Genomic DNA, 14,107 nt, shown 5'->3' with positions numbered 1-14,107 from the left:
ACACAGGGGCCTATGCTGGCCCCTCATGACTCAGAAGGAGCATCACATGGATGCACTTACCCTACTGCTTAACCGCCACTCCTGTGCCCGTCTGACGACGCCTGCCCCGAGTGGCGAAGCGCTCGACAACATCCTCAAGGCGGGGCTGCGCGCACCGGATCACGGCACCCTGACCCCTTGGCAGTTCATCCTGTTTGAGGGGGAGGGGCGTGAGCGACTCGGCACCCTGCTCGGCGATGCGGCCCGGCTGCGTGGTGACGACGATGACAGCATCAGCAAGAGTGAGCAGGCGCCCCTGCGTGCGCCGCTGGTGGTGGCCGTTGCGAGCCGTTTTCAGGATCACCCCAAGGTGCCGAAGCTGGAGCAGGAACTCTCTGCCGGTTGTGCGCTGATGGCGATGCAGATGGCCGCCCAGGCGCAAGGGTTCAATGGTATCTGGCGCTCCGGCTGGTTTATCTTCGACGAGCACATTCGTCAAGGGCTGGGGCTAGGGGAGCAGGATCAGCTGGTGGGTTTCCTCTACCTGGGTACCCCTCAACTGGAGGCTCGCAAGCTGCGTGAACTGCCCTTGGCCGATTTCGTCCGCCACTTCTGATGATGGCGAGCTGAGTGAATGGTGCATGCCATGAGACTTGAATGGAAAGCCCTGTTCTATCAGGGCTTTTTTTATGGAGCCGGAAATAATAACCAGAGCGGGGAGGGGAAATAAAGGGGGCAAGCAAGGCATTTTCTGTGGCAGCAAACACTTTTTTTAATAGTGAGAGGAAGTTCGCAAAATGAGTCGATCTCACTATGTAAAACGTTTGCGCCCCGTTATCATCCCTGTCGCCAGTTCAGAAGGCTCGCCTTCTGATTTTCTGCGATGAGAGTCGCAATTCCGTAGCACCTTTTATATAGCCCAACGTCTTCGTGACCTTGGGCTTCATTTTTTGGGTGCAACCTCATGGGCCCAGTGGGCGACATGAGGGCAAAAAAAGTGTGCGCTCCCCGGATTGGCCGCCCGTCAGTGGCTCTGCCTCGGGGGCAGTATGCGGGCAGGGTTGCCCACCACCCGCGCCCCGGCCGGTACATCCCTGCTCACCACGGCGCCTGCGCCGACGATGGCCTCCCGGCCTATGGTGACCCCTGGCAGCAAGATGGCGCCGCCACCTATCCACACCCTGTCTGCTATGGTGACCGGCAGTGCCGTCTCCACCCCGGCCAGGCGCTCATCGGCATTCAGGGCATGGGCGGCGGTATAGATCTGCACATTGGGGCCCATCATGACGCCGGCCCCGATGCGGATCGGGGCATTGTCCAGCAGGGTGGCCCCCATATTGATGAACGAGCCCACCCCCAGGCTGATATGGCGACCATAGCTGCACTGAAAGGGCGGGCAGATGAAGGCGCCTTCTGCCAGTTCACCCACCAGGGCTTTGAGCAGGATCTGCTGTGCATCCTCATCGTCCTCCCGATTGAAGCGGCGATAGAGGCTCATTGCCGTCTTGCGCAAGGCGGTGAGCTCGGGGGCCATGCAGTTGTAAGGCTGGCTGTCGATCATCAACTGGTAGTCGGTCATGGAGGGCCTCGTCGGTTGGGTGGCATGCAGGTTCGGTGCGTGCAGATGTTACCCCTTTATGGCGAGGAGAAGGGTGAGCGGTGGCGCACTGCTGATCCAGAACCGTGAGCTAACAATCGGGCCTGCTCTGGATCGGAGCAAAAGCCAGAAACAACAAGGGCACTCGACGGTGCCCTTGTGGGTTTACTCGCTGGCCATGGGCGGCGCTTGCGCACCGCCGCCGTTCAATCAGCCGTGCTTGCGGCCCGAGAGGCGGCACCACTCCTCTTTCACTGCGGTGGTGTCCATGTCGAACCACTGGCCGTAGATGGTCTCCAGCTCCGGCGCCTGGCTCTCCAGCACGCCGGACAGTGCCATCAGGCTGCCGGGCTTGCCCAGACCCTTGATGAGCGGCGCCAGCTCGCGCAGCGGGCCGGCCAGGATGTTGGCGACCACCACATCGGCACTGATGCCGTCCGGCTGATCCGCCGGCAGGTAGAGCTCTATCTGACCCGCGACGCCATTACGTTCGGCGTTGTCGCGGCTGGCCTGAATGGCCTGCGGGTCTATGTCGATGCCGATGACTCGGGCGGCGCCGAGCTTGAGGGCGGCGATGCCGAGGATGCCGGAGCCACAACCGAAGTCGACCACGGTTTTACCGGTCAGATCCAGGCCATCGAGCCACTGCAGGCAGAGCGCCGTGGTGGGGTGGGTGCCGGTACCGAATGCCAGACCGGGATCCAGCATGACGTTGACCGCATCGGGGTTGGGCACATCGCGCCAGCTCGGGCAGATCCAGAGCCGCTCGCCAAACTGCATGGGATGGAAGTGATCCATCCACTCGCGCACCCAATCCTTGTCTTCCAGCTGCTCGACCTTGTAACCGACATCCTCCCCGAAGATCTGCTGGAAGAAGGCGATGGTGGGCGCCGGGTCGGTTTCGGCATCGAACAGCCCCATCACCTCGGTCTCGCCCCAGAGCGGCGTTTCACCTGGCAGCGGCTCGTAGACGGGCACATCCTGGGCATCCATAAAGGTCACCGCCTGGGCTCCACGCCCCAGCAGCATGTTGCTCACCTTGTCCGCGGTTTTAGCGGTGGCGTTGATTCGAATTTGTATCCAGGGCATGGGGTCGACTCTTCATGAATGTGAAACCGCGGGATTCTACCATTCCGGGCCTGCGCTGTCGTGGTTTGCCCGCGGCCGAAAGGAGCCGACTCCGTCCGTCAGCCTCTCATGAGAGAAAAACAAGGACCATCAGCAAGGTTGGCACGGTTAATGTATTAATCCTTACTGCTTTGCTCTAGGAAAGTTCCGTCATCTTTCACGCCACCCTCGGGTGGCGATTTTTTTTGGTGAAAGCCAGCCAGGAGAGAGGCTGCGAGGAGGGCACGGCCGCACTGGCCAATAAAAATGACCCAGAGCGGGTCATTTTTATTGAGTTGGCACGGTAGCTGCAATCAATAAATTATCCTGCAAAGGATGTGTGTGTGATTGTTACCCCCAACGTTCAGGTATTTAGGGTCATCCCGGTCGGGATGGCCCCTTTTTTTGTCCGCTATGCCGTATGTTGGCCCTTTGAGCCGCCAGGGGGGCTCGCCGAGGGGTCAGGGCGTCACGAAATAGCCGTGCTGGGGAGGTGGGGTGCGCTTCCCTGTACGCTTTTGGTGCCTATCCCTGGTGAAATCACCCCATGATGGTGCGATTTCTACCCACTTAGGGGAGGGGTTAAGCGAACTCGGCCATGTCGATCACTAGCTTGCCGATCATCCGTCCCGCTTCTACCTCTGCGTGTGCTTGCGCCAGGGTGGCTGGGGTCAATGCAGTCAGGGTCTGGCCCAGGGTGGTGCGCACTGTTCCCAGGTCGACCAGCTGGCTGACCTCGCTCAGCAGCCTGTGCTGTTCAATCATGTCCGGGGTCTGGAACAGGGAGCGGGTGAACATGAACTCCTGGCTGAAGGTGACGCTCTTTGCCTTGAGCAGGCCGAGATCCCAGGGCTCATTGGATTCGGCAATGGTGCAGATATGGCCGAATGGACGTATCAGGCTGGCCATGGCGCTCCAGTGCTGTTCGGTGGCATTGGTGCAGAAGATGGCATCGAGCTGGTTGATGCCAAGGGCCGCAAGATCTCCCTGCAGGTTGTGATGGCTCACTACCCGGTGAGCCCCCATTGCCAGGCACCAGTCGCGGGTTTCTGGCCGGGAGGCGGTGGCGATCACCTCCATCCCGGTGAGCTGGCGAGCGAGCTGGATGGCGATGGAACCCACGCCGCCCGCCCCGCCGATGATGAGCAAGTGCCCCTTGCTGTCCCGCTGGAGGCCGATGCGATCGAACAGCGCCTCCCAGGCGGTGATGGCGGTAAGCGGCAGGGCGGCGGCTTCGACATCGGACAGGCTGGCGGGGGCCAGGGCGACGATCCGCTCATCGACCAGTTGCAGTTCGCTGTTGCTGCCGGGGCGACTGATATCCCCCGCGTACCAGACCCGGTCACCCGCCTTGAACAGGGTGACCTCGCTGCCGACGGCGACTACGTTACCCACCGCATCCCAACCCAGTACCCGTGGGCTGGCCTCCACTTTATCCTTGGGGGCGCGCACCTTGGTATCGACCGGGTTGATGGAGGTGGCGCCGACCTTCACCAGCAGATCCCGCGGGCCGGGAGTGGGGGTGGGGAGGCTGGCCTCGATGAAGCAGTGGGGATGATCGCTTGGCAGATAATGGGTGAGGGCGATGGCTTTCATGGCAATTCCTTGTCGGACAGATTGAGATTGCCTCGCAGTCTAGTCTGGTTAATTATTCCTATTAAGATGGATAATTGGTAAAGACTGTTTGAATATATGAACAATCCAGAACTAGAGCTGATGGGGATCTTCGCCACTGTGGTGGAGCAGGGCAGTTTCACCGCCGCCGCCGAGTTGCTCGGCATGCCAAAGTCTTCGGTGAGCCAGAAGATATCGCGGCTCGAATCCCTGCTCGGCATGCGGCTGCTGCAACGGACTACCCGTCGCCTCAGTCTGACTCCCCAGGGCGAGATCTATGTGGAGCACTGCCAGGCGTTGCTCAATGTGGCGCGCGGGGCACACCTGGCGATGGCGCGGCTGCGTGAGGCGCCGGCAGGGAAGGTGAGGATCACGGCGCCAGAGGCAACCGGCACCCTGCTGCTCGGCAAGATACTGGCCGAGTTTCGGCTCCTCTATCCCGAGGTGGTGATAGAGCTGACCCTGAGTGATGAACAGCTGGATCTGGTGGCAAAGGGTTACGATCTGGCGCTGCGGGCGGCGCCGCTGAAAGATTCCAGCCTTATTTGCCGGCAGATTGGGCAGGTGGCGCGTCACCTGGTGGCGGCGCCTGGTTACCTCGCCCGGGCGGGGCGGCCGGATACCGTGGCCGATCTGAGCGGGCATGCCTGTCTGGTGCACAGTGCGCTGCCCCTGTGGCCATTGCAACCAGGGGGGTGGCGGCCAAAGGGAGTCTGTCTCTCCAACAGCCTGCTGGCCCTGCGAGAGCTGGCCATTCATGAAGGGGGAATCGCCCTGCTGCCTGCTCATGTCTGTCGGGATGAGTTGCTCAGCGGCAAACTGGTCAGCCTGTTGTCAGCGCACCCCATACCCAGCAATCCCTTCTATCTCATCTACCCGAGCCGGGAGCATCTGGCGCCCGCCTTGCGATCCTTGATGGATTTTGTCGCCGAGCGACTGGCGTTCACCCCTTAGCAAGAGCCCTGCCGACCGGCAACGTTCAGGGACTGCGCCTACCAGCGGCTCTGGCTGCTCGACGCCTGATTGGGCTTGAGGCCAAGCGGCACAGACTGGCGCTCGGCCAGCATGCGGATCTGCCCCTCGATGAGCCCCGCATTGGGGCCCAGCACCAATACCAGCTGATGCTCGTTGAGTGCTATCCAGGAGAGGCAACCCAGGTTGAGCAGCTGGGATTGATCCACCAACTCCATGTTGCGTACCCGGATGCTGAGCCGGGTCAGGCAGACGCTGATGGCTTGCAGGTTGTCCATGCCGCCGAGCAGCTTGAGATAGCGGATGGCCAGCATCTGGGGATCGGCAGGGGGAACATTGGCCATCTCCTGGGGGACAAGCTGCTGGTTGGAGAGGCTGAGGGGGGAGCGCCCCAGCATCTGATAGAACAGCAGGGCATAGGCCACGAAAAAGAGGATCCCCAGGGGAATGATCCAGAAGGCATGCACCCCGCTGCCATAGCTCAGACTGAGATCCAGCAACCCGGCGGAGAAGTAACTGCCGAGCTGGATATCGAGGGCACTGCAGATGGCGAACGACAGGCCGGTGAGCAGGGCATGGGCCAGAAACAGCCAGGGCGCCGTGAAAGCAAACAGAAACTCGATGGGCTCGGTGATGCCGATGCAGGCGGACGTGAGGGCCAGGGTCAGCAGCAGGGCACCGTGGGGCAGTTGCCGGAGGCGATGACGGTGCAACCAGATGGCGAAACAGGCACCGGGCAAGCCGAACATGATAATGGGATAGAGACCGGCGCCATAGCCTTGGTGCAGCGGCTGTGCCGCCGCCAGGGCCAGCTGATTGCTGGCACCCAGGGTCACCAGATTGCCCAACAGCTGGTGCAACCCGAGAGGGAGTAACAGACGGTTGAGCACCCCGTAACTGAAGGCGCCAAGGGGCGTCCCCAGATCCGTGGTTATCTGGCTGATCCCCTGCTCCAGGGCCGGCCAGATCAGTGAGAGTGGCACGGCGATCAGCAGGCAGACGAAGGCACTGAGCAGGGGGCCTTGCCAGGGACCGGGCAGATAGAGGCGTATCGGCTTGGGCACTGAGGGTGACCAGGGTCCAAACAGGGCCGTTATGATGCCCGCCAGCATGCCACAGACAAGATCGGCATGCAGACCCGGGGCCAGCGCCGAGAGCGCGGAGCTCAGCAGCAGGAAGTTGACGGCCCCCGAGAGCGCCAATCCCCCCCGCTCGGTGCGACCAATCCCGAAGGCAATGGCGACCGCATAGATGAGGGGCATCTGACCGAAGATGGCCTGTCCGCTCAGCACCAGCACGGGCAGATCGAGGGCATCCGGCTGGCCGAGTCGATGGAGCAGGGCGGCCAATGGCAGGATGGATACGGGCAGCAGCAAGGCATAGCCCAGTCGCTGCATGGCCTGGATCAGCGTCTGTCGGCGAGAAGGTGGCGTCATTGAAGAGGGGTAAAGTGTGACATGGCGCACACTTTACCCTTTACTCCCCTTAAGGGATAGTCTTCGAGGGATTAATCACCAATAAGTTAACCCCGATCAAACAGTTGGCGTACTACCACCCCTGGTGGTGGGGTCAGCAGGCTTACCAGCACGAAGACGAACAGACCCAGCCCCAGGCTGGGCACTATGGCGTGCAGTCCCGCCAGCTTGATGCCCCAATGGCTCAATACGCCATAGCAGAGAATGCCGCTGACCATGCAGGCCAGTGCCCCCTGGCCGTTGGCTCGGGGCCAATAGAGGCCGAGCACCAGGGGCCAGAGGAAGACGGCCTGCAGGCCGCCGAAGGCGAGCAGGTTGAGCCAGATGATCATCTCGGGAGGCTGCAGCGCGGCCAGCAGCACCAGGGTGCCCAGGATCAGGGTGGTGATCAGCGACAGGCGGGGAATCCGCACCTCCAGCTTCTGTTGGGACTGTTTGGGGCTCAGATAGTTGAGCCAGAGATCCTTGACCAGGGTCGCCGAGGCCTGGATCAGTTGGGAGTCGATGGTCGACATGATGGCGGCCATGGGGGCGGCCAGGAAGATACCCGCCAGCCAGGGAGGCAGCACCTCCATCATCAGGGCTGGCATGATCTTGTCAGGACTGTCCATGGCGGGCAGCAGGGCACGGCCCAGAGCGCCAGCCAAATGCATGCCGAACATCAGCAGGGCACTGACGATGGTGCCGATGAGGATGCCGCGATGGAGCGCCTTGCTGTCTTTGTAGCCAAAGCAGCGCAGCGCCGAATGGGGCAGGCCGATGACGCCGACGCAGACCAGGATCCAGAAACTCAGCATGAAGGGCTGGGTCAGCATGTCCCCGGCCCCCTGGGGGCTGACCAGTTTGGGATCGATCACCTCGAGTTGATGGATGAGGTTGGGCAGACCGTCACCGGCTATCAACACCCCGGCCAGCAGGGCCCCGGTGCCTATCAGCATGATGATCCCCTGCAGGGCATCCGTCATCACCACGGCGCGAAAACCGCCGATCACCGTGTAGAGCAGCACGCAGCTGGCAAACAGGAAGAGCCCCTGCTGGTAGCTAAGACCGGTGGCGGTCTCCAGCAGACGAGCCCCGCCGATGAACTGCACCACCATGGTGGCGATGAAGGCGAGAATGATGGTGACCGAACCCAGCACCACCACCGCCTTGCTCTGATAGCGGGCCCACAGCATGTCGTTGATGGTCACCGCATTGACCCGGCGGGCGATGATGGCGAATTTCTTGCCAAGCACCCCCAGAGTGAGCCAGACGGTGGGCAGCTGGATCATCGCCAGCAGTACCCATCCCAGCCCAATCTTGTAAGCGGCGCCAGGGCCGCCGATAAACGAAGAGGCCGAGGTGTAGGTCGCCACCAGGGTCATGGCCAGCACCAGGCCACCCATGCTGCGATTGCCGATGAAGTACTCCTGCATGAAGTCTCCACCCTGGCGACGGCGGCTGGCCCAGTAGCCGATACCAAGCACCAGCAGCAGATAGATGAGCAGCGGCAGCAACAGTTCAATATTCATGACGGGGCTCCTGCGGGCTGGGTAACTCGGGGCTGAGGGGGATCTCGATAAACGGCAGGTTCACCATGAAGGCCTCTATTCCCATCAACAGCTGCGGTGCAGGCATCGGTAGTTGATCAAGCTTCATGACGGGGCTCCTGCTGGCTTGGCAATGCTGAGTCGAGGGGGATCTCGATAAACGGCAGGTTCACCATGAAGGCCTCTATTCCCATCAACAGCTGCGGTGCAGGCATCGGTAGCTGATCAAGCTTCATGACGGGGCTCCTGAGGGCTTGGCAACTCGGGGTCGAGGGGGATCTCGATAAACAGCCAGTTCACCATGACAGCGCAGAGCACCATGAACAGCAGGGGCATCAGCATGCAACTGAGCAGGAACCAGAGGGGCATACCCCCATACTGAAGCGTCTCGGGAATGAAATAGGCACAGCCATACCAGGCGACGAAATAGAGCAGGGTCAGCAGCAGGCAGAGGGTGGCTTCCCGGCGGGCGAGGTTGAAACGAGACATGTTGAATGCAGCCTCCAGAGAGTGAAGGGCGCAAGGATAACAAAAAAGGGCCATGTCGCCATGGCCCTTTTATTCGGGTCTCTTACAGACTCAACGTCTGGTGCAGATGATGGTTGTTACACGCCATCTTGCCCAGCGGCACTGTCTGCATTGAGCGGTCCTTACAGACCCAACTTCTTGTGCAGGTAGTGGATGTTGGTGCCACCGTGCTGGAAGTTTTCGTCCTTCATGATCTCTTTTTGCAGCGCCACGTTGGTCTTGATCCCTTCGACGACCAGTTCGTCCAGAGAGTGACGCATACGCGCGATGGCGATGTCGCGGTTCTCACCGTAACAGATCAGCTTGCCAATCATGGAGTCGTAGTAAGGCGGCACCTTGTAGCCAGCGTAGATGTGGGAATCCCAACGCACGCCCATGCCACCCGGCGCATGGAAGCGCTGGATGAGGCCAGGAGACGGCATGAAGGTGGCCGGATCTTCGGCATTGATCCGGCATTCGATGGCATGGCCACGGATGCGGATGTCCTGCTGGGTGATAGACAGGGGCTGGCCGGCGGCGATGCGCAGCTGCTCCTTGATCAGATCCACGCCGGTGACCATCTCGGTGACCGGATGCTCAACCTGGATACGGGTGTTCATCTCGATGAAGTAGAACTCGCCGTTCTCGTACAGGAACTCGAAGGTACCGGCACCGCGGTAGCCGATTTCGAGGCAGGCGCGCACACAGCGCTCACCGATGAACTTGCGCATCTCTTCGGTGATGCCCGGTGCCGGTGCCTCTTCGACCACTTTCTGGTGGCGACGCTGCATGGAGCAGTCACGCTCGCCCAGATAGATGGCGCTGCCCTGACCGTCAGCCAATATCTGAATTTCGATATGGCGTGGGTTTTCCAGGTACTTCTCCATGTAGACCATGTCGTTCTTGAAGAACTGGCCTGCTTCGGATTTGGTCAGGGCGATGGCGGCAGCCAGCTCGGCTTCACTGCGCACCACGCGCATGCCGCGACCACCACCGCCACCGGCGGCCTTGATGATCACCGGATAGCCGATGCGCTTGGCGACACTGGCGTTGTGCTTGGTATCGCTGTCGACCGGGCCGTCGGAGCCGGGGACGCAGGGCACACCGGCCTTCTTCATGGCTTCGATGGCGGAAACCTTGTCACCCATCAGGCGAATGGTTTCGGCGCGCGGGCCGATGAAGATGAAGCCGGACTGCTCGACCACTTCGGCGAAGTCGGCGTTTTCGGAGAGGAAACCGTAGCCGGGGTGGATGGCGACGGCCCCCGTCACCTCGGCGGCGGCGATGATGGCCGGCACATTGAGGTAGGATTCCCCGCTGGCAGGCTTGCCGATGCAGATGGATTCGTCGGCCAGCAGCACATGTTTGAGCTCCCGATCGGCGGTGGAGTGAACGGCCACTGTCTTGATCCCGAGCTCTTTGCAGGCGCGCAGGATCCGCAGGGCAATTTCACCGCGGTTGGCGATGACTACTTTGTCCAACATGGGTGAATATCCCCTTATTCGATGATGAACAGCGGCTCGTCGAATTCGACGGCCTGGCCATTCTCGACCAGAACGGCCTTGATCACGCCAGCCTTGTCAGATTCAATCTGGTTCATCATTTTCATGGCTTCGACGATGCACAGGGTGTCACCGACATTGACTTGCTGACCGACTTCCACGAAGGGTTTGGCTTCCGGGCTGGAGGAGCGATAGAAGGAGCCAACCATGGGGGAGCGCATCAGGTGACCACTCGGGGCGGCAGCCTCGGCGGTGGCAGCAGCAGGGGCGGCGACTGCGGCAGCGGCAGGTGCCATGGCAGGCTGCATCATCATCTGTGGTGCGACGTTGACCTGGCCGGAGAAATTACGGCTGATGCGAACAGACTCTTCCCCTTCGGAGATTTCCAGCTCGGCGATGCCGGACTCTTCAACCAGTTCAATCAGCTTTTTGATTTTGCGGATATCCATTAGCATTCTCTTTCTTCTTTGTCTGATCAGTGATTATCAAGCCGTGCCAAGTGACGCACAGCCGCGGTTAAAGCAAAGGTATAACCATCCGGCCCGAGTCCACAGATGACCCCTTTCGCGACATCAGACAGATAAGAGTGATGGCGGAACGGCTCTCTGGCATGGACGTTGGAGAGGTGCACCTCGATAAAGGGGATAGCAACCCCCAGCAGGGCATCTCGCAGCGCGACACTGGTATGGGTGAAGGCGGCAGGATTGATGATGATAAAATCCACCTGGCCCATGGCCTGGTGGATGCGCTCCAGCAGCAGATGTTCGGCGTTGGATTGCAGGTGGTCCAGTGTGACACCGAGTTGGCTGGCCTGGCGCTGCAGATCGGCGACGATCTCGTCGAGGGTCTGGCTGCCGTAGATACCGGGTTCCCGTTTGCCCAGCAGGTTCAAGTTAGGACCGTTGAGCAGAAGAATGCGGTGATGTTGCGACATAATGAGTACATCCTCGATGATAATGCTGTTAACTATCAGCTATCTTGCGGATGACCAGAAATCTAGCCATTTTTTGCGCAATTCGGTGTGCACTGACACACAGTTTTCGCAATTATATTGATTTCGTGAAAATTAGCAGCATTTTACTGGTCTAATCTCTACATCTGGCTGTTTATTGAGCATATTGATGCGCGGAGCCGCTCTGCCGCAGTGCCCGCCTCTTCAGGCTTTCCAGACACGATAAAGCCGGCACAAGGCCGGCTTTGTCGATCAGCAAGCGAAGGGGATCATGCCGCCTCTGACTTCTCGCGGATAAGTTTGTCCACGACCCCCGGATCCGCCAGGGTGGAGATATCTCCCAGGCTGTCGGTCTCGCCGGTGGCTATCTTGCGCAAGATCCGACGCATGATCTTGCCGGAACGGGTCTTGGGCAGCCCCTCGGCCCAGTGGATCACGTCCGGCGTGGCGATGGCGCCTATCTCCTTGCGCACCCACTCCTTCACTTCCTTAAGCAGCTCGCGGCTCGGCTCTTCCCCGGCGATCAGGGTGACATAGGCGTAGATGCCCTGACCCTTGATCTCGTGAGGCACCCCCACCACGGCCGCTTCGGCAATCTTGGGATGGGCGACCAGGGCCGACTCTATCTCGGCGGTACCCATGCGGTGGCCGGAGACGTTGAGTACATCATCGACCCGACCGGTGATCCAGTAGTAGCCATCCTCGTCGCGACGAGCGCCGTCGCCGGTGAAGTAGCGACCGGGGAAGGTGGAGAAATAGGTCTGCTCGAAACGCTCATGGTCGCCGAACACGGTACGCATCTGACCCGGCCAGGAGTCGGTGATCACCAGGTTGCCCTCGGTGGCGCCCTCCAGTGGCTCGCCCAGGTTGTCTACCAGTGCCGGTTGTACCCCGAAGAAGGGACGGGTGGCCGAGCCGGGTTTGAGGTCGGTGACGCCGGGCAGGGGGCTGATCAGGATGCCGCCGGTCTCGGTCTGCCACCAGGTGTCGACGATGGGGCAGCGCTCATCGCCTATGGTGCGGTAGTACCACTCCCAGGCTTCCGGGTTGATGGGCTCTCCCACGGACCCCATGATGCGCAGACTGGCACGAGAGGTGCCTTCGATGGCCTCTTTGCCTTTGGCCATCAGGGCACGGATGGCGGTCGGTGCCGTATAGAGGATGCTGACCTGGTGCTTGTCCACCACCTGGCTCATGCGGTTGGTGGCCGGGTAGTTGGGCACCCCTTCGAACATGAGGGTGGTGGCACCGTTGGCGAGCGGCCCATAGACCAGATAGGAGTGGCCTGTCACCCAGCCCACGTCGGCGGTACACCAGTAGATGTCCTCTTCGTGGTAGTCGAACACGTACTTGAAGGTGAGCGCCGCATAGACCAGATAGCCGCCGGTGGTGTGCAGCACCCCCTTGGGTTTGCCGGTCGAGCCCGAGGTGTAGAGCACGAACAGCGGGTCCTCGGCGTTCATCGCTTCGGGCGGGCAGTCGCTGCTTGCCGTGGCCATGGCCTCGTGCCACCAGAGATCCCGTGCGCCGTGCCAGGCAACCTGACCGCCGGTGCGCTTGAGCACTATCACTTTCTCGATACGGGTTTCGGGGTTGGCGAGGGCGTCGTCGACGTTCTTCTTGAGGGGCACGGCACGACCGCCGCGCAGCCCCTCATCGGCGGTGATGACGATGGAGGAGCCGGAGTCGATGATGCGGCCGGCCAGGGCCTCGGGGGAGAAGCCACCGAAGACGATGGAGTGAACGGCGCCGATGCGGGTACAGGCCAGCATGGCCACGGCGGCTTCCGGCACCATGGGCATGTAGAGACAGACCACATCGCCGCGTTTGACCCCTTGGGCTTTGAGCACGTTGGCAAACTTGCACACTTCACCGTGCAGCTCGCGGTAGGTCAGCTTGCGATCCTCGGCCGGGTTGTCCCCTTCCCAGATGATGGCGACCTTGTCGCCACGCTCGTGGAGATGACGGTCGAGGCAGTTGGCGGAGACGTTGAGCTGGCCATCTTCGAACCATTTGATGGAGACGTGACCGGGATCGTAGGAGCTGTTCTTGACCTTGGTATAGGGCTTCATCCAGTCGATGATCTTGCCTTGCTCTCCCCAGAAGGCATCGGGATCCTGCACCGAGGCCCGATACATGGCCTCATAGCCGGCCTTGTCCAGCAGGGCGTCCTGGCTGATGTGGGATTTGACCGGGTAGACCTTGTGCTCGCTCATTGTTCACTCCTTTGAATACATCTTCTTAATGATTACATAACAACTTATACCTTTGCCGAGGGAGGGCAATTAGACTTTTGGATAGCCGTGCGCTAGCGCCCACTTAGTGTTTCAAACGGCGTCTTTTGCCGGTTCAAGGTTTGGGTGAGGGCTGGCGGCGGGGGCGTGTCGGTATGCTGGGGGGCTGGCGAAGAGAGTGCCAAAGCGAAGAGAGTGCCAAAGAAAGTGCCGAAGTGGCCATTCTCAGGGGACCTTGGTTGGCGCGGGGCAAGGCAGGCCGGTGCGGGTTAGCCCTTCTGACGGCCGAAGGCCTGAAGACCGCGCACCAGCACCAGCAAGCTGAGGATGTGGAAGGGCAGCGCCAGTGCCCACAGCTGCCACCAGTTGGGTTCCCCCGCATAGCAGTTGATGAAGGCCACCCAGGCGACCAGCAGGGTCAGCATGCCAGCGAGCTGAAAGCGGCGGCGCAGCACCACTTCTACCCCCAGATTGGCGAGATAGAGCGTCAGCAGCACACCGCCAAACCCGGTGAGCTGGGCGCTGCCATAGAGGTCACGGTTGCTGTCAAACAGCAACCTGATGAGGGGAGTCAGGCCCTGCTCGCTCGGGATCAGGGCGAGTAGCCAGCAGGCGATGAGCAACAGGGCCGTCTTCATG

At 60.9% G+C, this 14,107-nt stretch carries 15 protein-coding genes; 2 read left to right on the top strand and 13 right to left on the bottom strand.

Going from position 1 to position 14,107, the window contains the following annotated elements; all coding sequences use genetic code 11:
* Positions 1-46: 46 nt before the first annotated feature.
* Positions 47-595, top strand: a complete 549-nt coding sequence (locus tag M2367_RS09505; protein WP_042041284.1) for an NAD(P)H nitroreductase — start codon at positions 47-49, stop codon at positions 593-595.
* Positions 596-1,003: 408 nt separating this feature from the next.
* Here M2367_RS09505 and M2367_RS09500 read toward each other — a convergent pair whose 3' ends face one another.
* The 3 genes from M2367_RS09500 to M2367_RS09490 form a co-directional block, all read right to left on the bottom strand.
* On the bottom strand, positions 1,004-1,558 hold the full coding sequence (locus M2367_RS09500; protein ID WP_042041285.1) for a sugar O-acetyltransferase: 555 nt from the start codon (positions 1,556-1,558) through the stop codon (positions 1,004-1,006).
* Between the two features lie 228 nt (positions 1,559-1,786).
* Positions 1,787-2,665, bottom strand: a complete 879-nt coding sequence (gene prmA / locus M2367_RS09495; protein ID WP_259236531.1) for a 50S ribosomal protein L11 methyltransferase — start codon at positions 2,663-2,665, stop codon at positions 1,787-1,789.
* A gap of 600 nt (positions 2,666-3,265) precedes the next feature.
* Complete coding sequence (locus M2367_RS09490) at positions 3,266-4,279, bottom strand: zinc-binding alcohol dehydrogenase family protein (RefSeq protein WP_259236530.1); 1,014 nt, start codon at positions 4,277-4,279, stop codon at positions 3,266-3,268.
* 96 nt (positions 4,280-4,375) lie between these two features.
* Here M2367_RS09490 and M2367_RS09485 point away from each other — a divergent pair, with 96 nt between their 5' ends.
* Positions 4,376-5,251: a LysR family transcriptional regulator gene (locus M2367_RS09485; RefSeq protein WP_259236529.1), complete on the top strand. Its 876-nt coding sequence runs from the start codon at positions 4,376-4,378 to the stop codon at positions 5,249-5,251.
* A gap of 38 nt (positions 5,252-5,289) precedes the next feature.
* On the opposite strand, the gene M2367_RS09480 is transcribed toward M2367_RS09485, so the two are convergent.
* The 10 genes from M2367_RS09480 to M2367_RS09435 all read right to left on the bottom strand — a co-directional run bounded on the left by M2367_RS09480 (position 5,290) and on the right by M2367_RS09435 (position 14,106).
* On the bottom strand, positions 5,290-6,705 hold the full coding sequence (locus tag M2367_RS09480) for a PTS transporter subunit EIIC (RefSeq protein ID WP_259236588.1): 1,416 nt from the start codon (positions 6,703-6,705) through the stop codon (positions 5,290-5,292).
* An 86-nt stretch (positions 6,706-6,791) separates the two neighbouring features.
* A complete protein-coding gene (panF, locus tag M2367_RS09475; protein ID WP_259236528.1) occupies positions 6,792-8,255 on the bottom strand; it encodes a sodium/pantothenate symporter in 1,464 nt (487 codons plus the stop codon).
* A complete protein-coding gene (locus tag M2367_RS09470; RefSeq protein ID WP_224432287.1) occupies positions 8,245-8,382 on the bottom strand; it encodes a hypothetical protein in 138 nt (45 codons plus the stop codon). The genes panF and M2367_RS09470 overlap by 11 nt, the downstream gene beginning before the upstream one ends.
* Positions 8,372-8,509, bottom strand: coding sequence for a hypothetical protein (locus tag M2367_RS09465; RefSeq protein ID WP_198135249.1), 138 nt, complete (start codon positions 8,507-8,509; stop codon positions 8,372-8,374). The genes M2367_RS09470 and M2367_RS09465 overlap by 11 nt, the downstream gene beginning before the upstream one ends.
* Positions 8,499-8,762 carry a YhdT family protein gene (locus M2367_RS09460; RefSeq protein ID WP_259236527.1) on the bottom strand — a complete coding sequence of 88 codons (264 nt, stop codon included), beginning with the start codon at positions 8,760-8,762 and terminating at the stop codon, positions 8,499-8,501. Before M2367_RS09460 ends, M2367_RS09465 begins: the two co-directional genes overlap by 11 nt.
* Positions 8,763-8,923: 161 nt before the next feature.
* Positions 8,924-10,264 (bottom strand): acetyl-CoA carboxylase biotin carboxylase subunit, encoded by a 1,341-nt coding sequence (gene accC / locus M2367_RS09455; protein ID WP_005900342.1) that lies wholly within the window; start codon positions 10,262-10,264, stop codon positions 8,924-8,926.
* Between the two features lie 14 nt (positions 10,265-10,278).
* Positions 10,279-10,731: an acetyl-CoA carboxylase biotin carboxyl carrier protein gene (gene accB / locus M2367_RS09450; protein WP_224432290.1), complete on the bottom strand. Its 453-nt coding sequence runs from the start codon at positions 10,729-10,731 to the stop codon at positions 10,279-10,281.
* A 26-nt stretch (positions 10,732-10,757) separates the two neighbouring features.
* Complete coding sequence (gene aroQ, locus M2367_RS09445; protein ID WP_005900347.1) at positions 10,758-11,216, bottom strand: type II 3-dehydroquinate dehydratase; 459 nt, start codon at positions 11,214-11,216, stop codon at positions 10,758-10,760.
* 287 nt (positions 11,217-11,503) lie between these two features.
* Complete coding sequence (acs, locus tag M2367_RS09440; RefSeq protein WP_259236526.1) at positions 11,504-13,450, bottom strand: acetate--CoA ligase; 1,947 nt, start codon at positions 13,448-13,450, stop codon at positions 11,504-11,506.
* A 287-nt stretch (positions 13,451-13,737) separates the two neighbouring features.
* The gene (locus tag M2367_RS09435) at positions 13,738-14,106 is read right to left on the bottom strand and encodes a hypothetical protein (RefSeq protein WP_224432292.1); all 369 of its coding nucleotides are present in this window, start codon (positions 14,104-14,106) and stop codon (positions 13,738-13,740) included.
* Between the last annotated feature and the right edge of the window lies 1 nt (position 14,107).

This window comes from Aeromonas sp. BIGb0445, from assembly GCF_024809075.1.
In the GTDB taxonomy this organism is placed as follows: Bacteria; Pseudomonadota; Gammaproteobacteria; order Enterobacterales; family Aeromonadaceae; genus Aeromonas; species Aeromonas rivuli.
Note: the sequence above shows the minus strand (reverse complement) of the source record. Positions and strands in the feature narration are given on the sequence as shown.

What these genes read in the sequence shown, in the direction of transcription:
- M2367_RS09480 (WP_259236588.1), bottom strand. Translation starts at nt 6,705, where the DNA reads ATGACGCCACCTTCTCGCCGACAGACGCTGATCCAGGCCATGCAGCGA.
- accC (WP_005900342.1), bottom strand. Translation starts at nt 10,264, where the DNA reads ATGTTGGACAAAGTAGTCATCGCCAACCGCGGTGAAATTGCCCTGCGG.
- M2367_RS09435 (WP_224432292.1), bottom strand. Translation starts at nt 14,106, where the DNA reads ATGAAGACGGCCCTGTTGCTCATCGCCTGCTGGCTACTCGCCCTGATC.
- M2367_RS09485 (WP_259236529.1), top strand. Translation starts at nt 4,376, where the DNA reads ATGAACAATCCAGAACTAGAGCTGATGGGGATCTTCGCCACTGTGGTG.
- M2367_RS09505 (WP_042041284.1), top strand. Translation starts at nt 47, where the DNA reads ATGGATGCACTTACCCTACTGCTTAACCGCCACTCCTGTGCCCGTCTG.
- prmA (WP_259236531.1), bottom strand. Translation starts at nt 2,665, where the DNA reads ATGCCCTGGATACAAATTCGAATCAACGCCACCGCTAAAACCGCGGAC.
- acs (WP_259236526.1), bottom strand. Translation starts at nt 13,450, where the DNA reads ATGAGCGAGCACAAGGTCTACCCGGTCAAATCCCACATCAGCCAGGAC.
- M2367_RS09460 (WP_259236527.1), bottom strand. Translation starts at nt 8,762, where the DNA reads ATGTCTCGTTTCAACCTCGCCCGCCGGGAAGCCACCCTCTGCCTGCTG.
- aroQ (WP_005900347.1), bottom strand. Translation starts at nt 11,216, where the DNA reads ATGTCGCAACATCACCGCATTCTTCTGCTCAACGGTCCTAACTTGAAC.
- M2367_RS09500 (WP_042041285.1), bottom strand. Translation starts at nt 1,558, where the DNA reads ATGACCGACTACCAGTTGATGATCGACAGCCAGCCTTACAACTGCATG.
- M2367_RS09490 (WP_259236530.1), bottom strand. Translation starts at nt 4,279, where the DNA reads ATGAAAGCCATCGCCCTCACCCATTATCTGCCAAGCGATCATCCCCAC.
- M2367_RS09470 (WP_224432287.1), bottom strand. Translation starts at nt 8,382, where the DNA reads ATGAAGCTTGATCAACTACCGATGCCTGCACCGCAGCTGTTGATGGGA.
- M2367_RS09465 (WP_198135249.1), bottom strand. Translation starts at nt 8,509, where the DNA reads ATGAAGCTTGATCAGCTACCGATGCCTGCACCGCAGCTGTTGATGGGA.
- accB (WP_224432290.1), bottom strand. Translation starts at nt 10,731, where the DNA reads ATGGATATCCGCAAAATCAAAAAGCTGATTGAACTGGTTGAAGAGTCC.
- panF (WP_259236528.1), bottom strand. Translation starts at nt 8,255, where the DNA reads ATGAATATTGAACTGTTGCTGCCGCTGCTCATCTATCTGCTGCTGGTG.